At 63.7% G+C, this 13753-nt stretch carries 12 protein-coding genes; 6 read left to right on the top strand and 6 right to left on the bottom strand.

Annotated elements, in window-relative coordinates; genetic code table 11:
- Nucleotides 1–185 precede the first annotated feature (185 nt).
- A complete protein-coding gene (locus AB5Y98_RS15270; protein WP_213343092.1) occupies nt 186–1898 on the top strand; it encodes a methyl-accepting chemotaxis protein in 1713 nt (570 codons plus the stop codon).
- A gap of 60 nt (nt 1899–1958) precedes the next feature.
- Here the strand turns inward: AB5Y98_RS15270 and htpX are convergent, their stop codons facing one another.
- The 5 genes from htpX to bioB form a co-directional block, all read right to left on the bottom strand.
- A complete protein-coding gene (gene htpX / locus AB5Y98_RS15265; protein ID WP_005299039.1) occupies nt 1959–2831 on the bottom strand; it encodes a protease HtpX in 873 nt (290 codons plus the stop codon).
- A gap of 112 nt (nt 2832–2943) precedes the next feature.
- The gene (gene bioD / locus AB5Y98_RS15260) at nt 2944–3624 is read right to left on the bottom strand and encodes a dethiobiotin synthase (RefSeq protein ID WP_019838576.1); all 681 of its coding nucleotides are present in this window, start codon (nt 3622–3624) and stop codon (nt 2944–2946) included.
- 83 nt (nt 3625–3707) lie between these two features.
- On the bottom strand, nt 3708–4511 hold the full coding sequence (gene bioC / locus AB5Y98_RS15255) for a malonyl-ACP O-methyltransferase BioC (protein WP_368232207.1): 804 nt from the start codon (nt 4509–4511) through the stop codon (nt 3708–3710).
- Nucleotides 4501–5697, bottom strand: coding sequence for an 8-amino-7-oxononanoate synthase (gene bioF, locus AB5Y98_RS15250; RefSeq protein WP_368232206.1), 1197 nt, complete (start codon nt 5695–5697; stop codon nt 4501–4503). Before bioF ends, bioC begins: the two co-directional genes overlap by 11 nt.
- Nucleotides 5694–6782 carry a biotin synthase BioB gene (gene bioB, locus AB5Y98_RS15245; protein WP_368232205.1) on the bottom strand — a complete coding sequence of 363 codons (1089 nt, stop codon included), beginning with the start codon at nt 6780–6782 and terminating at the stop codon, nt 5694–5696. Before bioB ends, bioF begins: the two co-directional genes overlap by 4 nt.
- A gap of 219 nt (nt 6783–7001) precedes the next feature.
- On the opposite strand from bioB, the gene bioA reads away from it, so the two are divergent.
- Both bioA and AB5Y98_RS15235 read left to right on the top strand, forming a co-directional pair.
- The gene (gene bioA / locus AB5Y98_RS15240; RefSeq protein WP_368232204.1) at nt 7002–8276 is read left to right on the top strand and encodes an adenosylmethionine--8-amino-7-oxononanoate transaminase; all 1275 of its coding nucleotides are present in this window, start codon (nt 7002–7004) and stop codon (nt 8274–8276) included.
- Nucleotides 8277–8409: 133 nt separating this feature from the next.
- Nucleotides 8410–9252 carry a HAMP domain-containing protein gene (locus AB5Y98_RS15235; protein WP_017786534.1) on the top strand — a complete coding sequence of 281 codons (843 nt, stop codon included), beginning with the start codon at nt 8410–8412 and terminating at the stop codon, nt 9250–9252.
- Here the strand turns inward: AB5Y98_RS15235 and AB5Y98_RS15230 are convergent.
- Entirely contained in the window at nt 9249–9599 is a 351-nt protein-coding gene (locus AB5Y98_RS15230) for a hypothetical protein (protein WP_010634517.1), read from the bottom strand. The two genes, AB5Y98_RS15235 and AB5Y98_RS15230, sit on opposite strands and share 4 nt — an antisense overlap.
- Nucleotides 9600–9792: 193 nt before the next feature.
- On the opposite strand from AB5Y98_RS15230, the gene asnS reads away from it, so the two are divergent.
- From asnS to AB5Y98_RS15215, 3 genes are all read left to right on the top strand, one after another.
- On the top strand, nt 9793–11193 hold the full coding sequence (gene asnS / locus AB5Y98_RS15225; protein WP_368232203.1) for an asparagine--tRNA ligase: 1401 nt from the start codon (nt 9793–9795) through the stop codon (nt 11191–11193).
- Nucleotides 11194–11569: 376 nt separating this feature from the next.
- Entirely contained in the window at nt 11570–12913 is a 1344-nt protein-coding gene (locus tag AB5Y98_RS15220; RefSeq protein WP_005299013.1) for an anaerobic C4-dicarboxylate transporter, read from the top strand.
- Nucleotides 12914–13045: 132 nt separating this feature from the next.
- Nucleotides 13046–13702, top strand: a complete 657-nt coding sequence (locus AB5Y98_RS15215; protein WP_368232202.1) for a hypothetical protein — start codon at nt 13046–13048, stop codon at nt 13700–13702.
- Nucleotides 13703–13753: the final 51 nt, after the last annotated feature.

Raw genomic sequence — 13753 nt, 5'->3', positions numbered from 1 at the left:
CTCCCGGCCGCGCTTTTCCCCTCCTTTGCCTTCGCGCCTCCTTTCTCGTACCTTTTCGCCGACCCGCTGCAGCCTTGGCGAAGAGCGCTCCTATACTCACTGCAACAACAATAAAACCCCACAGAAGTACCGGCCTTCGCCGCGTGACAAAGGGGGTTATCGGTGAGAATAAGGACGCTCAAACCATGGAACAGAACAGACCCGCCTTTCAGCTCAATCTGCTGCTCTCAGTCATCACCCTGATCCTGCTGTCGCTGGTATTTTTCGCCTACAGCTGGTCGGGAAAACAGATGGAACAGAGCTATCAGCAACGTTACCAATCCTATCTGCTGGCCGATGAACTGCGGCAATCCTCCGACGATCTGACCCGCCTCGGCCGCACTTACGTGATCACCAAGGATCCCGCCTACGAGCAGCAGTACATGCGGATCCTGGCCATTCGCAACGGGGAGCAGAACCGGCCGCAGGGCTACAACCGCATCTATTGGGACTTCGTCGCCGCCAACGGCCAGAACCCGCGGCCCGACAGCCAGGTGCGCCGCGGCCTCATCGATCTGATGAAGGATGCCGGCTTCACCGAGGGCGAGCTGGCCAAGCTCAACGAGGCCAAGAACAACTCGGATGCCCTGGTCAACACCGAGGTGGCCGCTTTCAAGCTGGTGCAGCAGACCGATGGCGATCTGGCCGCCAACCAGCAGAAGGCCATCGCCATGATGCATGACAAGGCCTATCACCAGAACAAGGGGCGCATCATGTCCCCCATCGACGACTTCTACGTCATGATGGAGACCCGCACCCAGCAGGCGGTGGATGACGCCACCAGCCAGTCCGCCATGCTGCGCTACCTGTTCATCGCGCTCGGCCTGGTGTTGATGTTCTTCCTCTGGCGCACCTACAAGGCGCTGATTGACCTGGTCGGCACCTCGGTCGATCAGCTCAGAAGCGATCTCAACCACCTGGCCGAGGGGGACTTCTCCCAGCCCATCAAGGTGCCGGTCGGCGCCAAGGAGAGCCTGATCGGCCTGCTCGCCACCATGCAAAGCACCCTCAAGGGGATCATCGCCCAGGTCTCCCACTCCAGCGAAGAGCTCTCTGGCTCGGCCGACAGCATCGCCCAGATAGCGGAGCAGACCGCCCAGTTCGCCACCTCCCAGCAGACCAGCACCCAGACCATGGCGGCCGCCATCGAGGAGCTGGTGGTGAGCATCAGCCACCTCTCGGACAACGCCACCCACGCCGACGAGCTGAGCAAGATCTCCGCCAACACCCTGGAAGAGGGCTCCGGGGTCATCAAGCAGACCCTCGACAGCATCCAGAGCATCTCGGACACCGTCTCCAACGCCGCCAGCAGCATCGCGGATCTCAACAGCCACACCCAGCAGATCTCGGAGATTATCGAGGTGATCCGCGGCATCGCCGATCAGACCAACCTGCTGGCCCTCAACGCCGCCATCGAGGCGGCCCGGGCCGGCGAGCAGGGGCGCGGCTTTGCGGTGGTGGCCGACGAGGTGCGCAATCTCGCCAGCCGCTCGGCCGCCTCCACCCAGCAGATCACCGGCATGATCGGCAAAATTCAGAGCGGGGCGGACGCCTCCATCCGCAGCATGGAGAACACGGTCAACAACGTCTCCCGCGGGGTGAGCCTGGCCAGCCAGACCGGCGCAGCCATCGCCAGCATCCAGGATCACGCCTCCAACCTGACCGGCCTGATGGGGGAGATCAGCCACACCCTGCGCGAGCAGTCCACCGCCGCCAACGAGGTGGTCTCCACCGTCGGCAACATCACCTCCCTCTCCGAGCAGTCGGGGGATGCCGCCCGCCACGTCTCGCAGGAGGCGGCCAAGCTCAAGCAGCTGTCACGGCTGCTGCGCCAGGAGATGGCCCACTTCAAGCTGTAGCGCAAAGCGCACAAAGCAAAACGGCTGCCCGAGGGCAGCCGTTTTCATTGGCACTTTCGCTTAACCGCGCAGGGCGGCGATGCGCTGCTCGATGGGCGGGTGGCTCATGAACAGCTCGCTCATGGAGCGCTTGCCGTTGATGCCGAACGCCATCATGGAGCCTTCCAGCTGCGGCTCGGCACCGCGGGAGAGGCGCTCGAGGGCGGCGATCATCTTGTCGCGACCGGCCAGCTTGGCGGCGCCGGCGTCGGCGCGGAATTCACGCTGACGGCTGAACCACATGACGATGATGGAGGCCAGCACGCCAAACAGCATCTCCAGCACAAACACTGTGATCATGTAGGCAAAACCGCCTGTGCTGCTGCTCTCTTCCTCGTTGTTGGAGCTGAAGAAGTTGCTGATGACGCCGGCCACGATGCGGGCGAAGAACATCACGAAGGTGTTCACCACCCCCTGGATCAGGGTCAGGGTCACCATGTCGCCGTTGGCCACGTGGCTCACCTCGTGGGCCAGCACGGCTTCCGCCTCGTCACGGCTCATGCTGTAGAGCAGACCGGAAGACACAGCGACCAGCGAGTCGTCACGGCGGGCGCCGGTGGCGAAGGCGTTCATCTCGGGGGAATCGTAGATCCCCACTTCCGGCATCTTGATGCCCGCTTCACGGGCCTGACGGGCCACGGTACTGACCAGCCAGTGCTCGGTCTCGTTACGGGGTTGCTCGATGACCTGGACGCCATAGCTGCGCTTGGCCATCCACTTGGACATCAGCAAGGAGATAAAGGAACCCCCAAAACCGAACACGGCACAGAACACCAACAGACCGGAAATGCTGGACTTGTTGATCCCCAGAACCGAGAACAGGATATTGAGTACCACCCCCAGCACCAGCATGACGGCCAGGTTGGTCACCAGGAATAGCATAATTCGCTTCATATTGACTCCTTGTGAGATATGGATGCGTGGCCCGTCACCAGTTCGCTGCCGGTCGGGCCACACCTGTCACGCATAATAGACAGTTTCTATGAATGTTCGCTGAATGTCGGATTCAGAGCAGGGGCGAAATGTCGAGTCGCCCGCGCAGATCAGCCTCGAGCGGATTGTTTACAAAGGGTATTTCACCCAAAAACGGGGCCGGCAGCAAGCCCCGCAGGGTGTCCAGATTTTCCTGATAGTGGCTCATGGAGCCGTGCAGCCGGTTGATGACCCAGCCCGCCACCGGCAGGTTGTTGTTGCGAATGGCGGCGAAGGTGAGCAGGGCATGGTTGAGACAGCCCAGTTTGGCCCCCACCACCATGATCACCGGCATGTTCTCCTGCTTGACCCAGTCCGACAGCAGGTGCTTGCGATCGAGTGGCAGGAACCAGCCCCCCGCCCCCTCCACCACCACCAGCTCGGCCCCCGCCTGCTCAATCTGGCGCAGCCCGTCCGACAGCCCCTTCAGGGTAATGGCATCGCGCGCTTCGCTGGCGGCGATATGGGGCGCGATGGGCGGCTCGTAGGCGTAGGGATTGACCAGATCGTAGGGCAGCGGCAGGCTCGCCGCCTCCTGCAGCAGCACCGCGTCCAGATTGCGCAGCCCGTCCGGGGTGCGGGCACAGCCGGCGGAGACAGGCTTGTAACCGGCGCAGCGGATGCCGTGCGCGGCGAACTCCAGCAGCAGGGTGCGGGCGACCAGCGTCTTGCCCACATCGGTGTCGGTGCCGGTGACGAAGAAGGATTTAACCATGATGACTCCTCTATACGGCGCAGGTGCCCAGGCTCGATATGGCGGGGCACCCGCAGCTCAATTCTCTCGGCCAAGGCCGCCGGTTAACGGCGGATCAGCTGGCCGAGGCAAACCTGATAACTGGCGGCCAGCAGACCGTCCGGCTGACGATGGGCCTCATAGGCCTGGTTCAGACGTAACAAGCGCTGACGGCTGCCAAGGCCGGTATGGCGCTCGTCATTGACCTGGCTGGCACCGATCCCCTTGAGGTCGCGCAGCAAGCCGTTGAGCTCGGGGTAGCCGAGCGACCAGGTCAGGCTCTCCAGCACGGGGGCGACAAACCCGCCGGCGGCGATGGCATGCTGCAATTGTGGCAGGCTGAGGAAGCGATTGACATGGTCACACTCGTCAACCGTGCGCCAGGCCTCACGCAGTTGCCAGAGCGACTCGGCCAACAGGGTCGAGAACAGCAGCCGGCCGCCGGGTTTGAGCACCCGGTGCAGCTCGGCAAAGGCCTGGGCCGGCCGTTCGCACCACTGCAAGGCCAGGCTTGAGAAGACCCAGTCAAACGTCTCGTCGGCAAAGGGCAATTGCTCGGCATCGCCGCACAGCAGGCGGGCGCCGCTGCCACGCAGGGCCGCCTGTGCCAGCATCCCGGGGGCGAGATCCAGCCCGGTCAGCTCGCTGCAACGCCCGGCCAGAGCCGGCAGAAAGAAACCGGTACCGCAGCCCAGATCGAGCCCACGACCTTCCAGCCCCTCATGCATACCCGCCGCACTCATCCGCACCAGCAGCGCCTGCCCCACCTCCTGCTGGAAGCGGGCGTGGGCGTCGTAGTGACGGGCGGCCGCGCCGAAACGGCGGGCAAGCTGGGCCTTGTCGACCGCCTGAAAACGCTCATGCAGCATGGGCGCCTCCTCTCTCGTCGGTGGCCTGGCAGGGACCGAGGGCATCGAGCAGCCGATCCACGTCCTCAGCGCGGTGAGCTGCGCTCAGGGTGATGCGAAGGCGCGCCGTGCCGACCGGTACCGTGGGCGGGCGGATAGCGCCGGTCCAGACGCCGCATTCGCGCAGCCGCTCGGCCAGTTGCAGGGCAGTACCGCTCTCCCCCACCAGCAGCGGCTGGATGGGGGTATTGCTGTCACCCAGCCGCCAGCCCAGCGCCTGCGCCCCTTGCCGAAAACGGGTGATGAGTTCACCAAGCTGGGCGCGGGCCTCGTCGGCGGCGCGCACCAGAGCGATGCTCTGGCGCACGGCGCAGGCCTGGGCCGCAGGCATATGGGTGCTGTAGACATAGTGGCGGGCGAAGTTCACCAGATACGCCACCAGCTCGCGACTGCCGCCCACAAAGGCGCCAGCCACCCCGAGCGCCTTGCCAAAGGTGCCCATCTGGATGTGCACGCCGGCCGGGTTCACCCCCTGGGCCGCCAGGGTGCCGCGCCCTTGTGGCCCCAGCACGCCGAGGCCGTGGGCATCGTCGATCATCAGCCAGTTGCCGCTTTTGGCGGCCAGTTGGCTAAGCTCGCGCCAGGGGCCCTGATCCCCGTCCATGCTGAACACCCCCTCCGAGACGATAAGCCCCCGGTTTGGCTCAAGCTGCCGCTCAAGGGCCGCCATGTCGTTGTGACCGAAGCGCTTCACCTTGCAGGGCAGCTGACTGCCCATCTCCTGCAGGGAGGCGTGGTTGAGTTTGTCCTGCCACAGCAGATGCTCCTTGCCGAGCAAGGCTTTCAGCACCGCCTGATTGGCCGAGAAACCGCAGTTGAACAGCAGCACCGCCTCCACGCCGAGCCACTCGGCCAGCGTCTCTTCCAGCTGCTGGTGAGCACGGCTGTAGCCGGTCACCAACGGCGAGGCGCCGGCCCCCGCGCCATAGCGGTCAATCCCCTCCTGGAAGGCGGCCTTGATGGCGGGGTGATCGGCCAGCCCCAGATAGTCGTTGGCGGAAAAGTTAAGGTATTCGCTCCCCCCAACCTTGAGCCGTCCGCCACTCGCGCCGTCGGTGGCAACGCGACTGCGCAGCAGGCCGGCCTGCTCGCGCTCGGCCAGCGCTGCGCTCAACCCGAAGGGGCCCGTTACTGCGGGGCCCGTCATGACCGCGCGGCCCCTGCACGGGGGCGGGTTGCGTCATAAAACATCTCGGCGGGCTCGCTCTGGCGGCTCACCTCGGCCAGCAGCTCCTCTTCTTGAACCTGATCCGGCTTCTGGGCCCGCTGGGCGGGGCGAATGCCGAGCCGCTTGAACAGCTGCATGTCGCTGTTTTCGTCCGGGTTGGGGGTGGTCAGCAGCTTGCAGCCGTAGAAGATGGAGTTGGCCCCCGCCATAAAGCACATGGCCTGCATCTGCTCGTTCATCTTCTCCCGCCCGGCGGAAAGGCGCACGTGGGAGGCCGGCATCATGATGCGGGCCACGGCGATGGTGCGGATAAATTCGAACGGATCCAGATTCTCCTGGTTCTCCAGCGGCGTTCCCTTCACCTTGACCAGCATGTTGATGGGGACGCTCTCCGGGTGGCGCGGCAGGTTGGCCAGCGCCATCAAGAGGCCCGCCCGATCTTTTGCCTGCTCCCCCATGCCGACGATGCCGCCGGAGCAGACCTTCATGCCGGCGCCGCGCACATGCTCCAGGGTATCGAGCCGGTCCTGATAGGTACGGGTGGTGATGATGTCACCGTAAAACTCCGGCGAGGTGTCGAGGTTGTGGTTGTAGTAGTCAAGGCCGGCGGCGCCGAGGCGCGCCGCCTGATCGGCGGTGAGCATGCCTAGCGTCATGCAGGTCTCCATGCCGAGCCCGCGCACCTCCTCGATCATCCGCAGGATATAGGGCATGTCCTTCTCTTTGGGGTTGCGCCAGGCCGCCCCCATGCAGAAGCGGGACGAGCCGTTGGCCTTGGCTTCGCGGGCCCGCTCCAGCACTTTCTCCACCTCCATCAGCCGCTGAGCCTCAAGGCCGGTGTGATAACGGGCGCTCTGGGGGCAGTACTTGCAATCCTCCGGGCAGGCACCAGTCTTGATGGAGAGCAGGGTGCTCACCTGCACCTCGTTCGGGTCGAAATGGGCGCGGTGCACGGTCTGGGCCCGAAACAGCAGGTCGTTGAATGGCAGGGCAAACAGGGCTTGAACCTCGGCGAGGGTCCAGTCGTGACGAAGGGCGTGGCCGCCCGCGGTGAGAGCATTCATACATGGCTTCCAATTGTTATAAGTGGGATCCTGCGCCGCCTTGCTTGCAAGACCTCTTTGCAAAAGGTCCTTGCAAGAGAGAAGCGCAAAACCCGCCACCAGGCCTGGGCGAACAGGGATGCGCGCAGGGCCAAGTGGCTGAAATTGTTGGCTAGTGTAGAGAGCGCGCGTAGACTGTCAACACCGACCAGATCAAATCAATTGACAACAGAACAACAAATGACCAACCAAGAATTCGATTTGCACCATGTGTGGCACCCCTATACCTCCCTCACCCATCCCCTGCCCTGCTATGAAGTGGCCAGCGCCAGGGGAGTGACCCTCACCCTCAGCGACGGCCGCGAGCTGGTGGATGGCATGAGCTCCTGGTGGGCCTGCGTGCACGGCTATCAGGTGCCCGAGCTCGATGCAGCCGCCACCGCCCAGCTTGGCAAGATGTCCCATGTGATGTTTGGCGGCCTGACCCATGCCCCGGCGGTGGAGCTCTGTCGCAAGCTGGTGGAGATCACCCCAAAGGGGCTGGATCGGGTATTTCTGGCGGATTCCGGCTCGGTGGCGGTGGAGGTGGCGCTCAAGATGGCCCAGCAGTACTGGCACGCCAAGGGGACACCTCGCGCCAAGTTCGTTGCCCTGCGCGGCGGCTATCACGGCGACACCTTCGGCGCCATGAGCGTGTGCGACCCGGATGGCGGCATGCACGAGCTCTACCAGGGCTTCCTGCCCGAGCACCATTTCGTGGAAGCCCCCAGCTGCCGTTTCCACGCCGAGTGGGACGAGCGTTGCGTGGTGGAGCTGGCCACCCTGATGGCGGACCATCACGAGGAGATCGCCGCCATCGTGCTCGAACCCATAGTGCAGGGCGCCGGCGGCATGCGCTTCTACCACCCCCGCTACCTGCAGTGGGTGCGCGCCCTGTGCGACGAGTTCGGCGTGCTCTTGATTGCCGACGAGATAGCCACCGGCTTTGGCCGCACCGGCCAGCTGTTTGCCTGCGACTGGGCCGGCATCAGCCCCGACATCATGTGTCTGGGCAAGGCGCTCACCGGCGGCTACCTCACCCTGTCGGCCACGCTCACTACCGAGCATGTGGCTCGCACCGTGTGTGATGGGAAGGCCGGCGTCTTTATGCATGGGCCGACCTTTATGGGCAATCCGCTGGCCTGCGCGGTGGCCAACGCCTCCATCGAACTGCTGCTGGCCTCGCCTTGGGCTGAGCGGGTGCGCGCCATCGAGCATCAGCTGCGCACCGAGCTGGTAGCGCTGACCCTGCATCCGGCGGTGGCCGACGTGCGGGTGCTCGGCGCCATCGGGGTGGTGGAGATGAAGGAGCGGGTGGACGTGGCGCGCATCCAGCGCAAATTCGTGGAGCTGGGCGCCTGGATCCGCCCCTTTGGCAAGCTCATCTACCTGATGCCCCCCTTCGTCATCGGCCCGGCACAGTTGACCGTGCTGACCGGCGCCATCGCCGCCGCCATCCACAGCGGCGAGTTTTGAGCCTGACAGGCAGACCCTGCCGCTCAGGCAGGGTCTTTTGAATCTTTTTCATCAGAATGTGAGCAAGACACCAGACCCGGGCAGCCAAGACGCGTAGACTGCGCGGGTTTTACCCAACAGATGTACCGTTCCCATGCGCCTCTCCATTGCTGCCAAAATCAACTTCTTCCTGCTCTTCATCTTCTCCATGGTGCTGGTGTTTTCCGCGGCCTATCAGGCGGTGCGCGAGCGCGACCTCATCCTGACCCTCATCAAGGAGCAGAGCCGCGAGCAGACCGAAGCCTATTTCGATGGCCTCAACATGCTGATGCTGACCGGCAAGATGGAAGCCCGCGATACCCTGCGCGACAAGTTCCTCGAGCACGCTCACGTGGAGGATGCCCGCATCGTGCGCAGCGAAGCGGTGAGCAAGCAGTACGGGGCCGGCCGCGAGCACGAGCAGTCCAAGGACAGGTTCGACGAGCTGGCACTGGCGGGCAAGGGCAGCCTGGAGGTGGTACACGACGGCATGCACAGCAAGCTGGTGGTAACCCGTCCGCTGCTGGCCAAGAAGGATTTTCGCGGCACCGACTGCACCAGCTGCCACCAGGTGCCGGAGAATACCGTGCTGGGGGCGGTGCGCTTTGATTACTCCCTCGACACCCTGTTTACCCGGGTCGAGCAGAACATTCTCACCTCGGCCCTGAGCCTCACCGTCATCTTCGGGCTGGGGCTGCTGCTCACCCTCTGGGTCATCCGTACCTGGATCGTCCGCCCTCTCAACCAGCTGACCCGCTCCATGGAGGAGGCCACCGATCTGCATGACTTCGGCCACCGGCTGGAAGGGGATGAGGGGGACGAGATTGGCCGGGTGGCGCTGGCCTACAACCAGATGCTCGACAGCGTGGAGCGCCAGCTCGGCAAGCGCTCCGCTGGCGAGCAGCCGCGGGCGGAGCAAGCGCCCTCCAGCCGCGACCGCTCCGGGCCGGCAGACTAGCCCAGGTAGTAGAACAGCAGGCTGGCGACGAGGATCAGCAGCAAGATAGCCAGGTGCACCCGCCCCGTGTCCTCCCGCCGCCGGCAGCGCCAACGCTCTGCCAGCAGCACCGCCAGGGTCAGCAGGCAGCATCCCCAGAGCCCGTGCAGCAGCCAGGGGGTGAGCTGGGGATCCCAGCTCTGGCGCACCTTGATCCCGCCATAGACCAGAAAACCGTAGGCCACCTCTGGCCGGGCGAAGTGGTAGAGGGAGAGCAGCACGATAAAGCCGCCCCAGCAGAGGATCACCAGCCCCCGCAACACCCGTGTCAGCCCGTCCGGCCCCCGTCGCCGCTCTTTCACGTCCATCCCCCGTTCCGCAGACCCGCCAATGAAGTGATTGGCGCCGAAATCCCCCCCAGAGTCCGACATTTTTGCTTGTTTATCAAACCTGCGCGGGTAAGATGAACGGCTTAGTCTGCCATGGTGGGCCATCTGTGCCCGGGCCAGACCCCTAGTGTTGCAAATAGCGCTGCAAGAACAAGCTGGAGACAATATTTCGATGACGCACGCATCCGTAGTAGATGTGCTGGCCGGTAAGTATTCGGTCGGCACCACCCTGACAGTGAAAGGGTGGATCCGGACCCGCCGTGATTCCAAGGCGGGGATCTCATTTTTGGCCGTTTCCGATGGCTCCTGTTTCCATCCGGTACAGGCCGTCGTCCCCAATACCCTGGCCAATTACGAGAATGAAGTGCAGCGTCTGACCACAGCTTGCTCCGTCGAAGTGACCGGCACCGTGGTCGAGTCCCAGGGCAGCGGCCAGGCGTTCGAACTGCAGGCCACCGACGTCAAGGTCGTGGGCTGGGTCGAAGATCCGGACACCTACCCCATGTCCGCCAAGCGCCACAGCATCGAGTACCTGCGCGAGCAGGGCCATCTGCGTGCCCGCACCAACATCGTCGGCGCCGTGACCCGGGTGCGCAACTGCCTCTCCCAGGCCATTCACCGCTTCTTCCACGAACAGGGCTACCTCTGGATCGCGGCCCCGCTCATCACCGCCTCCGACACCGAAGGCGCCGGCGAGATGTTCCGCGTCTCCACCCTGGATCTGGAAAACCTGCCGCGCACCCCGCAAGGCAAGGTGGACTACGACAAGGACTTCTTCGGCAAGGAGACCTTCCTGACCGTATCCGGCCAGCTGAACGTCGAGACCTATGCCTGCGCCCTGTCCAAGGTCTACACCTTCGGGCCGACCTTCCGCGCCGAAAACTCCAACACCAGCCGCCACCTGGCCGAGTTCTGGATGGTGGAGCCGGAAGTGGCCTTCGCCGATCTGGAAGACAACGCCGCGCTGGCCGAAGCCATGCTGAAGTACGTCTTCAACGCCGTGCTGAGCGAGCGCCGCGACGATCTGGAGTTCTTCGCCCAGCACGTGGACAAGGACGCCATCGGCCGTCTGGAGCGCTTCGTCGCCTCCGACTTCGCCCAGATTGACTACACAGACGCCATCGAAGTGCTGAAGAACTGCGGCAAGAGCTTCGAGTTCCCGGTCTCCTGGGGTATCGATCTCTCCTCCGAGCACGAGCGCTACCTGGCCGAAGAGCACTTCAAGTCACCGGTAGTAGTGAAGAACTACCCGAAAGACATCAAGGCCTTCTACATGCGCCTCAACGACGACGGCAAGACCGTTGCCGCCATGGACGTACTGGCCCCGGGCATCGGCGAGATCATCGGCGGCTCCCAGCGTGAAGAGCGTCTCGAGGTGCTGGATGCCCGTCTGGCCGAGATGGGCCTGAACAAGGAAGACTACTGGTGGTACCGCGACCTGCGCCGCTACGGCACTGTGCCGCACTCCGGTTTCGGTCTGGGCTTCGAGCGTCTGGTGGTCTACGTGACCGGCATGGGCAACGTGCGCGACGTGATCCCCTTCCCGCGTACCCCACGCACCGCCGAGTTCTGATTACGGGACTTTGCCGACAAAGCCGACCTCAGGGTCGGCTTTTTGTTGCCCGCCCCCCTGCCACCGGCCTGCCTTGGCCACAATTAATCACTTTTTTTGCAACAAACCGCTCCCCTCGCCTTTTTATCCTGCTACCCTGCCCGCCTTCAAGCTCCATACGATGCCGCCTGTTATCCCCAAAATAACAAAAGGGTTAATACGTGGTTTTTATGGAGTTAAATCAAAAAGCGATGAGTTATTGAAGTACCTCAAATTTTTGCCCCCTTGTGGCAGGCAGAATAACCACTAACCCTTTAGGGCTAAATAAAAAACAGACAATCCCGGTCCATGCGCCCAACACAGCACTTACATGGATTAAATAACGCGAGGTAATGGAATGATCTTGATGGAATTTTTGGTGGTACTCGGCTGCTTGCTGCTGGGTACCCGGTTTGGCGGCATGGGGCTGGGTCTCATCAGCGGCATCGGTCTGTTCCTGCTGACCTTCGTGTTCGGTCTGGTACCAGGCGAACCGCCGGTGCAGGTGATGCTGACCATACTGGCGGTGATCGGTTGTGCCGCCACCCTGCAGACCGCCGGCGGTCTCAACCTGATGATGCAGGTGGCCGAGCGTCTGCTGCGCCGTCACCCCCAATACATCACCATACTGGCCCCGCTCACCACCTGGACCCTCACCTTCCTGTGCGGTACCGGCCACGTGGTCTACACCATGTTCCCCATCATCGCCGACATCGCGCTGCAGAAGAACATCCGTCCCGAGCGCCCGATGGCGGTGGCCTCCGTCGCCTCCCAGATGGCCATCTGCGCCTCGCCGGTCTCGGTGGCCGTGGTCTCCATGGTCTCCATCCTGGCGGCCGGTCACGGCATCGGTCAGGCCTACGGTCTGCTCGACATCCTGATGATCGCCATCCCCTCCTCCCTGACCGGCGTCATCGTGGCGGCCCTCTGGAGCCTGCGCCGTGGCAAGGATCTGGACAAGGACGAAGAGTTCCAGGCCAAGATCCAGGATCCGGAGCAGCGCGCCTTTATCTACGGCGGCGGTGAAACCCTGCTCAACACCAAGTTCCCGAAAGAGGCCTACTGGTCTACCTGGATCTTCTTCGCCGCCATCGCTGCCGTGGTACTGCTGGGGGCCAACGAAGGTCTGCGTCCGGTCTTCACCATCAAGGACAAAACCGGCCCGCTCTCCATGAACCTGGTGATCCAGATGATGATGCTGATCGCCGGCGCCATCATACTGATGCGCTGCAAGGTCAAGCCGGGCGAGATCGCCAACGGCGCCGTCTTCAAGGCGGGCATGGTCGCCATCTTCTCCGTGTTCGGGGTCGCCTGGATGAGCGAAACCTTCTTCCAGGCACACATGCCGCTGCTCAAAGAGACCCTGGCCCACGTGGTACAGGCCCAGCCCTGGACCTACGCCCTGGTGCTGTTCCTCATCTCCAAGCTGGTAAACAGCCAGGCCGCGGCGCTGACCGCCATCGCCCCCATGGGGCTGGCGCTGGGGGTCGAACCCAAGCTGCTGATCGCCTTCCTGCCGGCCAGCTACGGCTACTTCGTGCTGCCGACCTACCCGAGCGATCTGGCCTGTATCGGTTTCGACCGCTCCGGCACCACCCGCATCGGCAAGTTCATCATCAACCACAGCTTCATCATTCCGGGGCTGATCGGGGTGGTGACCTCCTGCTCGCTGGGCTTTATCCTGACCAGCATCCTGCTCTGACGGGGCCGCACCGCGCAATCCGTTCCACAGGCCCCCGCTCGGGGGCCTGTGCTTTTCGCTCACCTTCCCGCTTTGCCAACCGCCCGCACTCTGGGTAGCATGGCCCCTCTTTTTCTTTGCGGAATCTCCCCCATGTCTCGCGTCATCGTGCTCTGGAGCGGCGGCAAGGATGCCATGCAGGCCCTCTGCCATGCCCGTGAAGCGGGCCATCAGGTGGTGGCGCTGGCCACCTTCGCGCCTCCCTCGCCCCGCTTTCTCGCCCATCCCCTGTCGCAAGTGCGTCGACAGGCGGCTGCCCTCGGGCTGCCCCACCTGCTGGTCACCATAGAGGCGCCGTTCGATCTCGGTTATGAGCGGGCACTGGCAAAGCTCAAGGAGGAGTGGCAACTCGATGGGGTCGTCACCGGCGATATCGACAGCGTGGCCGGTGCGCCGAACTGGATCCGCGAGCGTTGCCGCCCGCTTGGCCTCACCGTCCACACCCCGCTCTGGCAGCAATCTCGTCAAGCCTTGCTGGCGGATCTGCTGGCCCGCGGTATCGTCGCTCACCTCTCCTGTATCGATACCGATGTGCTGACCCCCGAGTGGGTGGGTCGGGTGCTGGACAAGGGAGCCCTCACCGAGCTGCAGCAGCTGGCGGCCACCCGGGGCTTCGATGCCTGCGGCGAACAGGGGGAGTACCACACCATGGTGACCGACGGCCCGGGTTTTACAGCTCCGCTGGTGCTCGGCCGCTGGCAGGTCGCCCGTCAGGAGCATCTCGCCTATCTGCTGGAGGATGAAGGGTAGCACGCAGTTCCATTCGATCGGTCTGCACCGGCACAACAGATAAAAAACGGG

It is taken from the genome of Aeromonas sp. s3, from assembly GCF_040907805.1.
Lineage (GTDB): Bacteria > Pseudomonadota > Gammaproteobacteria > Enterobacterales > Aeromonadaceae > Aeromonas > Aeromonas dhakensis.
This window is presented reverse-complemented; position numbering and strand designations above follow the sequence as displayed.

What these genes read in the sequence shown, in the direction of transcription:
- AB5Y98_RS15270 (WP_213343092.1), top strand. Translation starts at nt 186, where the DNA reads ATGGAACAGAACAGACCCGCCTTTCAGCTCAATCTGCTGCTCTCAGTC.
- htpX (WP_005299039.1), bottom strand. Translation starts at nt 2,831, where the DNA reads ATGAAGCGAATTATGCTATTCCTGGTGACCAACCTGGCCGTCATGCTG.
- bioD (WP_019838576.1), bottom strand. Translation starts at nt 3,624, where the DNA reads ATGGTTAAATCCTTCTTCGTCACCGGCACCGACACCGATGTGGGCAAG.
- bioC (WP_368232207.1), bottom strand. Translation starts at nt 4,511, where the DNA reads ATGCTGCATGAGCGTTTTCAGGCGGTCGACAAGGCCCAGCTTGCCCGC.
- bioF (WP_368232206.1), bottom strand. Translation starts at nt 5,697, where the DNA reads ATGACGGGCCCCGCAGTAACGGGCCCCTTCGGGTTGAGCGCAGCGCTG.
- bioB (WP_368232205.1), bottom strand. Translation starts at nt 6,782, where the DNA reads ATGAATGCTCTCACCGCGGGCGGCCACGCCCTTCGTCACGACTGGACC.
- bioA (WP_368232204.1), top strand. Translation starts at nt 7,002, where the DNA reads ATGACCAACCAAGAATTCGATTTGCACCATGTGTGGCACCCCTATACC.
- AB5Y98_RS15235 (WP_017786534.1), top strand. Translation starts at nt 8,410, where the DNA reads ATGCGCCTCTCCATTGCTGCCAAAATCAACTTCTTCCTGCTCTTCATC.
- AB5Y98_RS15230 (WP_010634517.1), bottom strand. Translation starts at nt 9,599, where the DNA reads ATGGACGTGAAAGAGCGGCGACGGGGGCCGGACGGGCTGACACGGGTG.
- asnS (WP_368232203.1), top strand. Translation starts at nt 9,793, where the DNA reads ATGACGCACGCATCCGTAGTAGATGTGCTGGCCGGTAAGTATTCGGTC.
- AB5Y98_RS15220 (WP_005299013.1), top strand. Translation starts at nt 11,570, where the DNA reads ATGATCTTGATGGAATTTTTGGTGGTACTCGGCTGCTTGCTGCTGGGT.
- AB5Y98_RS15215 (WP_368232202.1), top strand. Translation starts at nt 13,046, where the DNA reads ATGTCTCGCGTCATCGTGCTCTGGAGCGGCGGCAAGGATGCCATGCAG.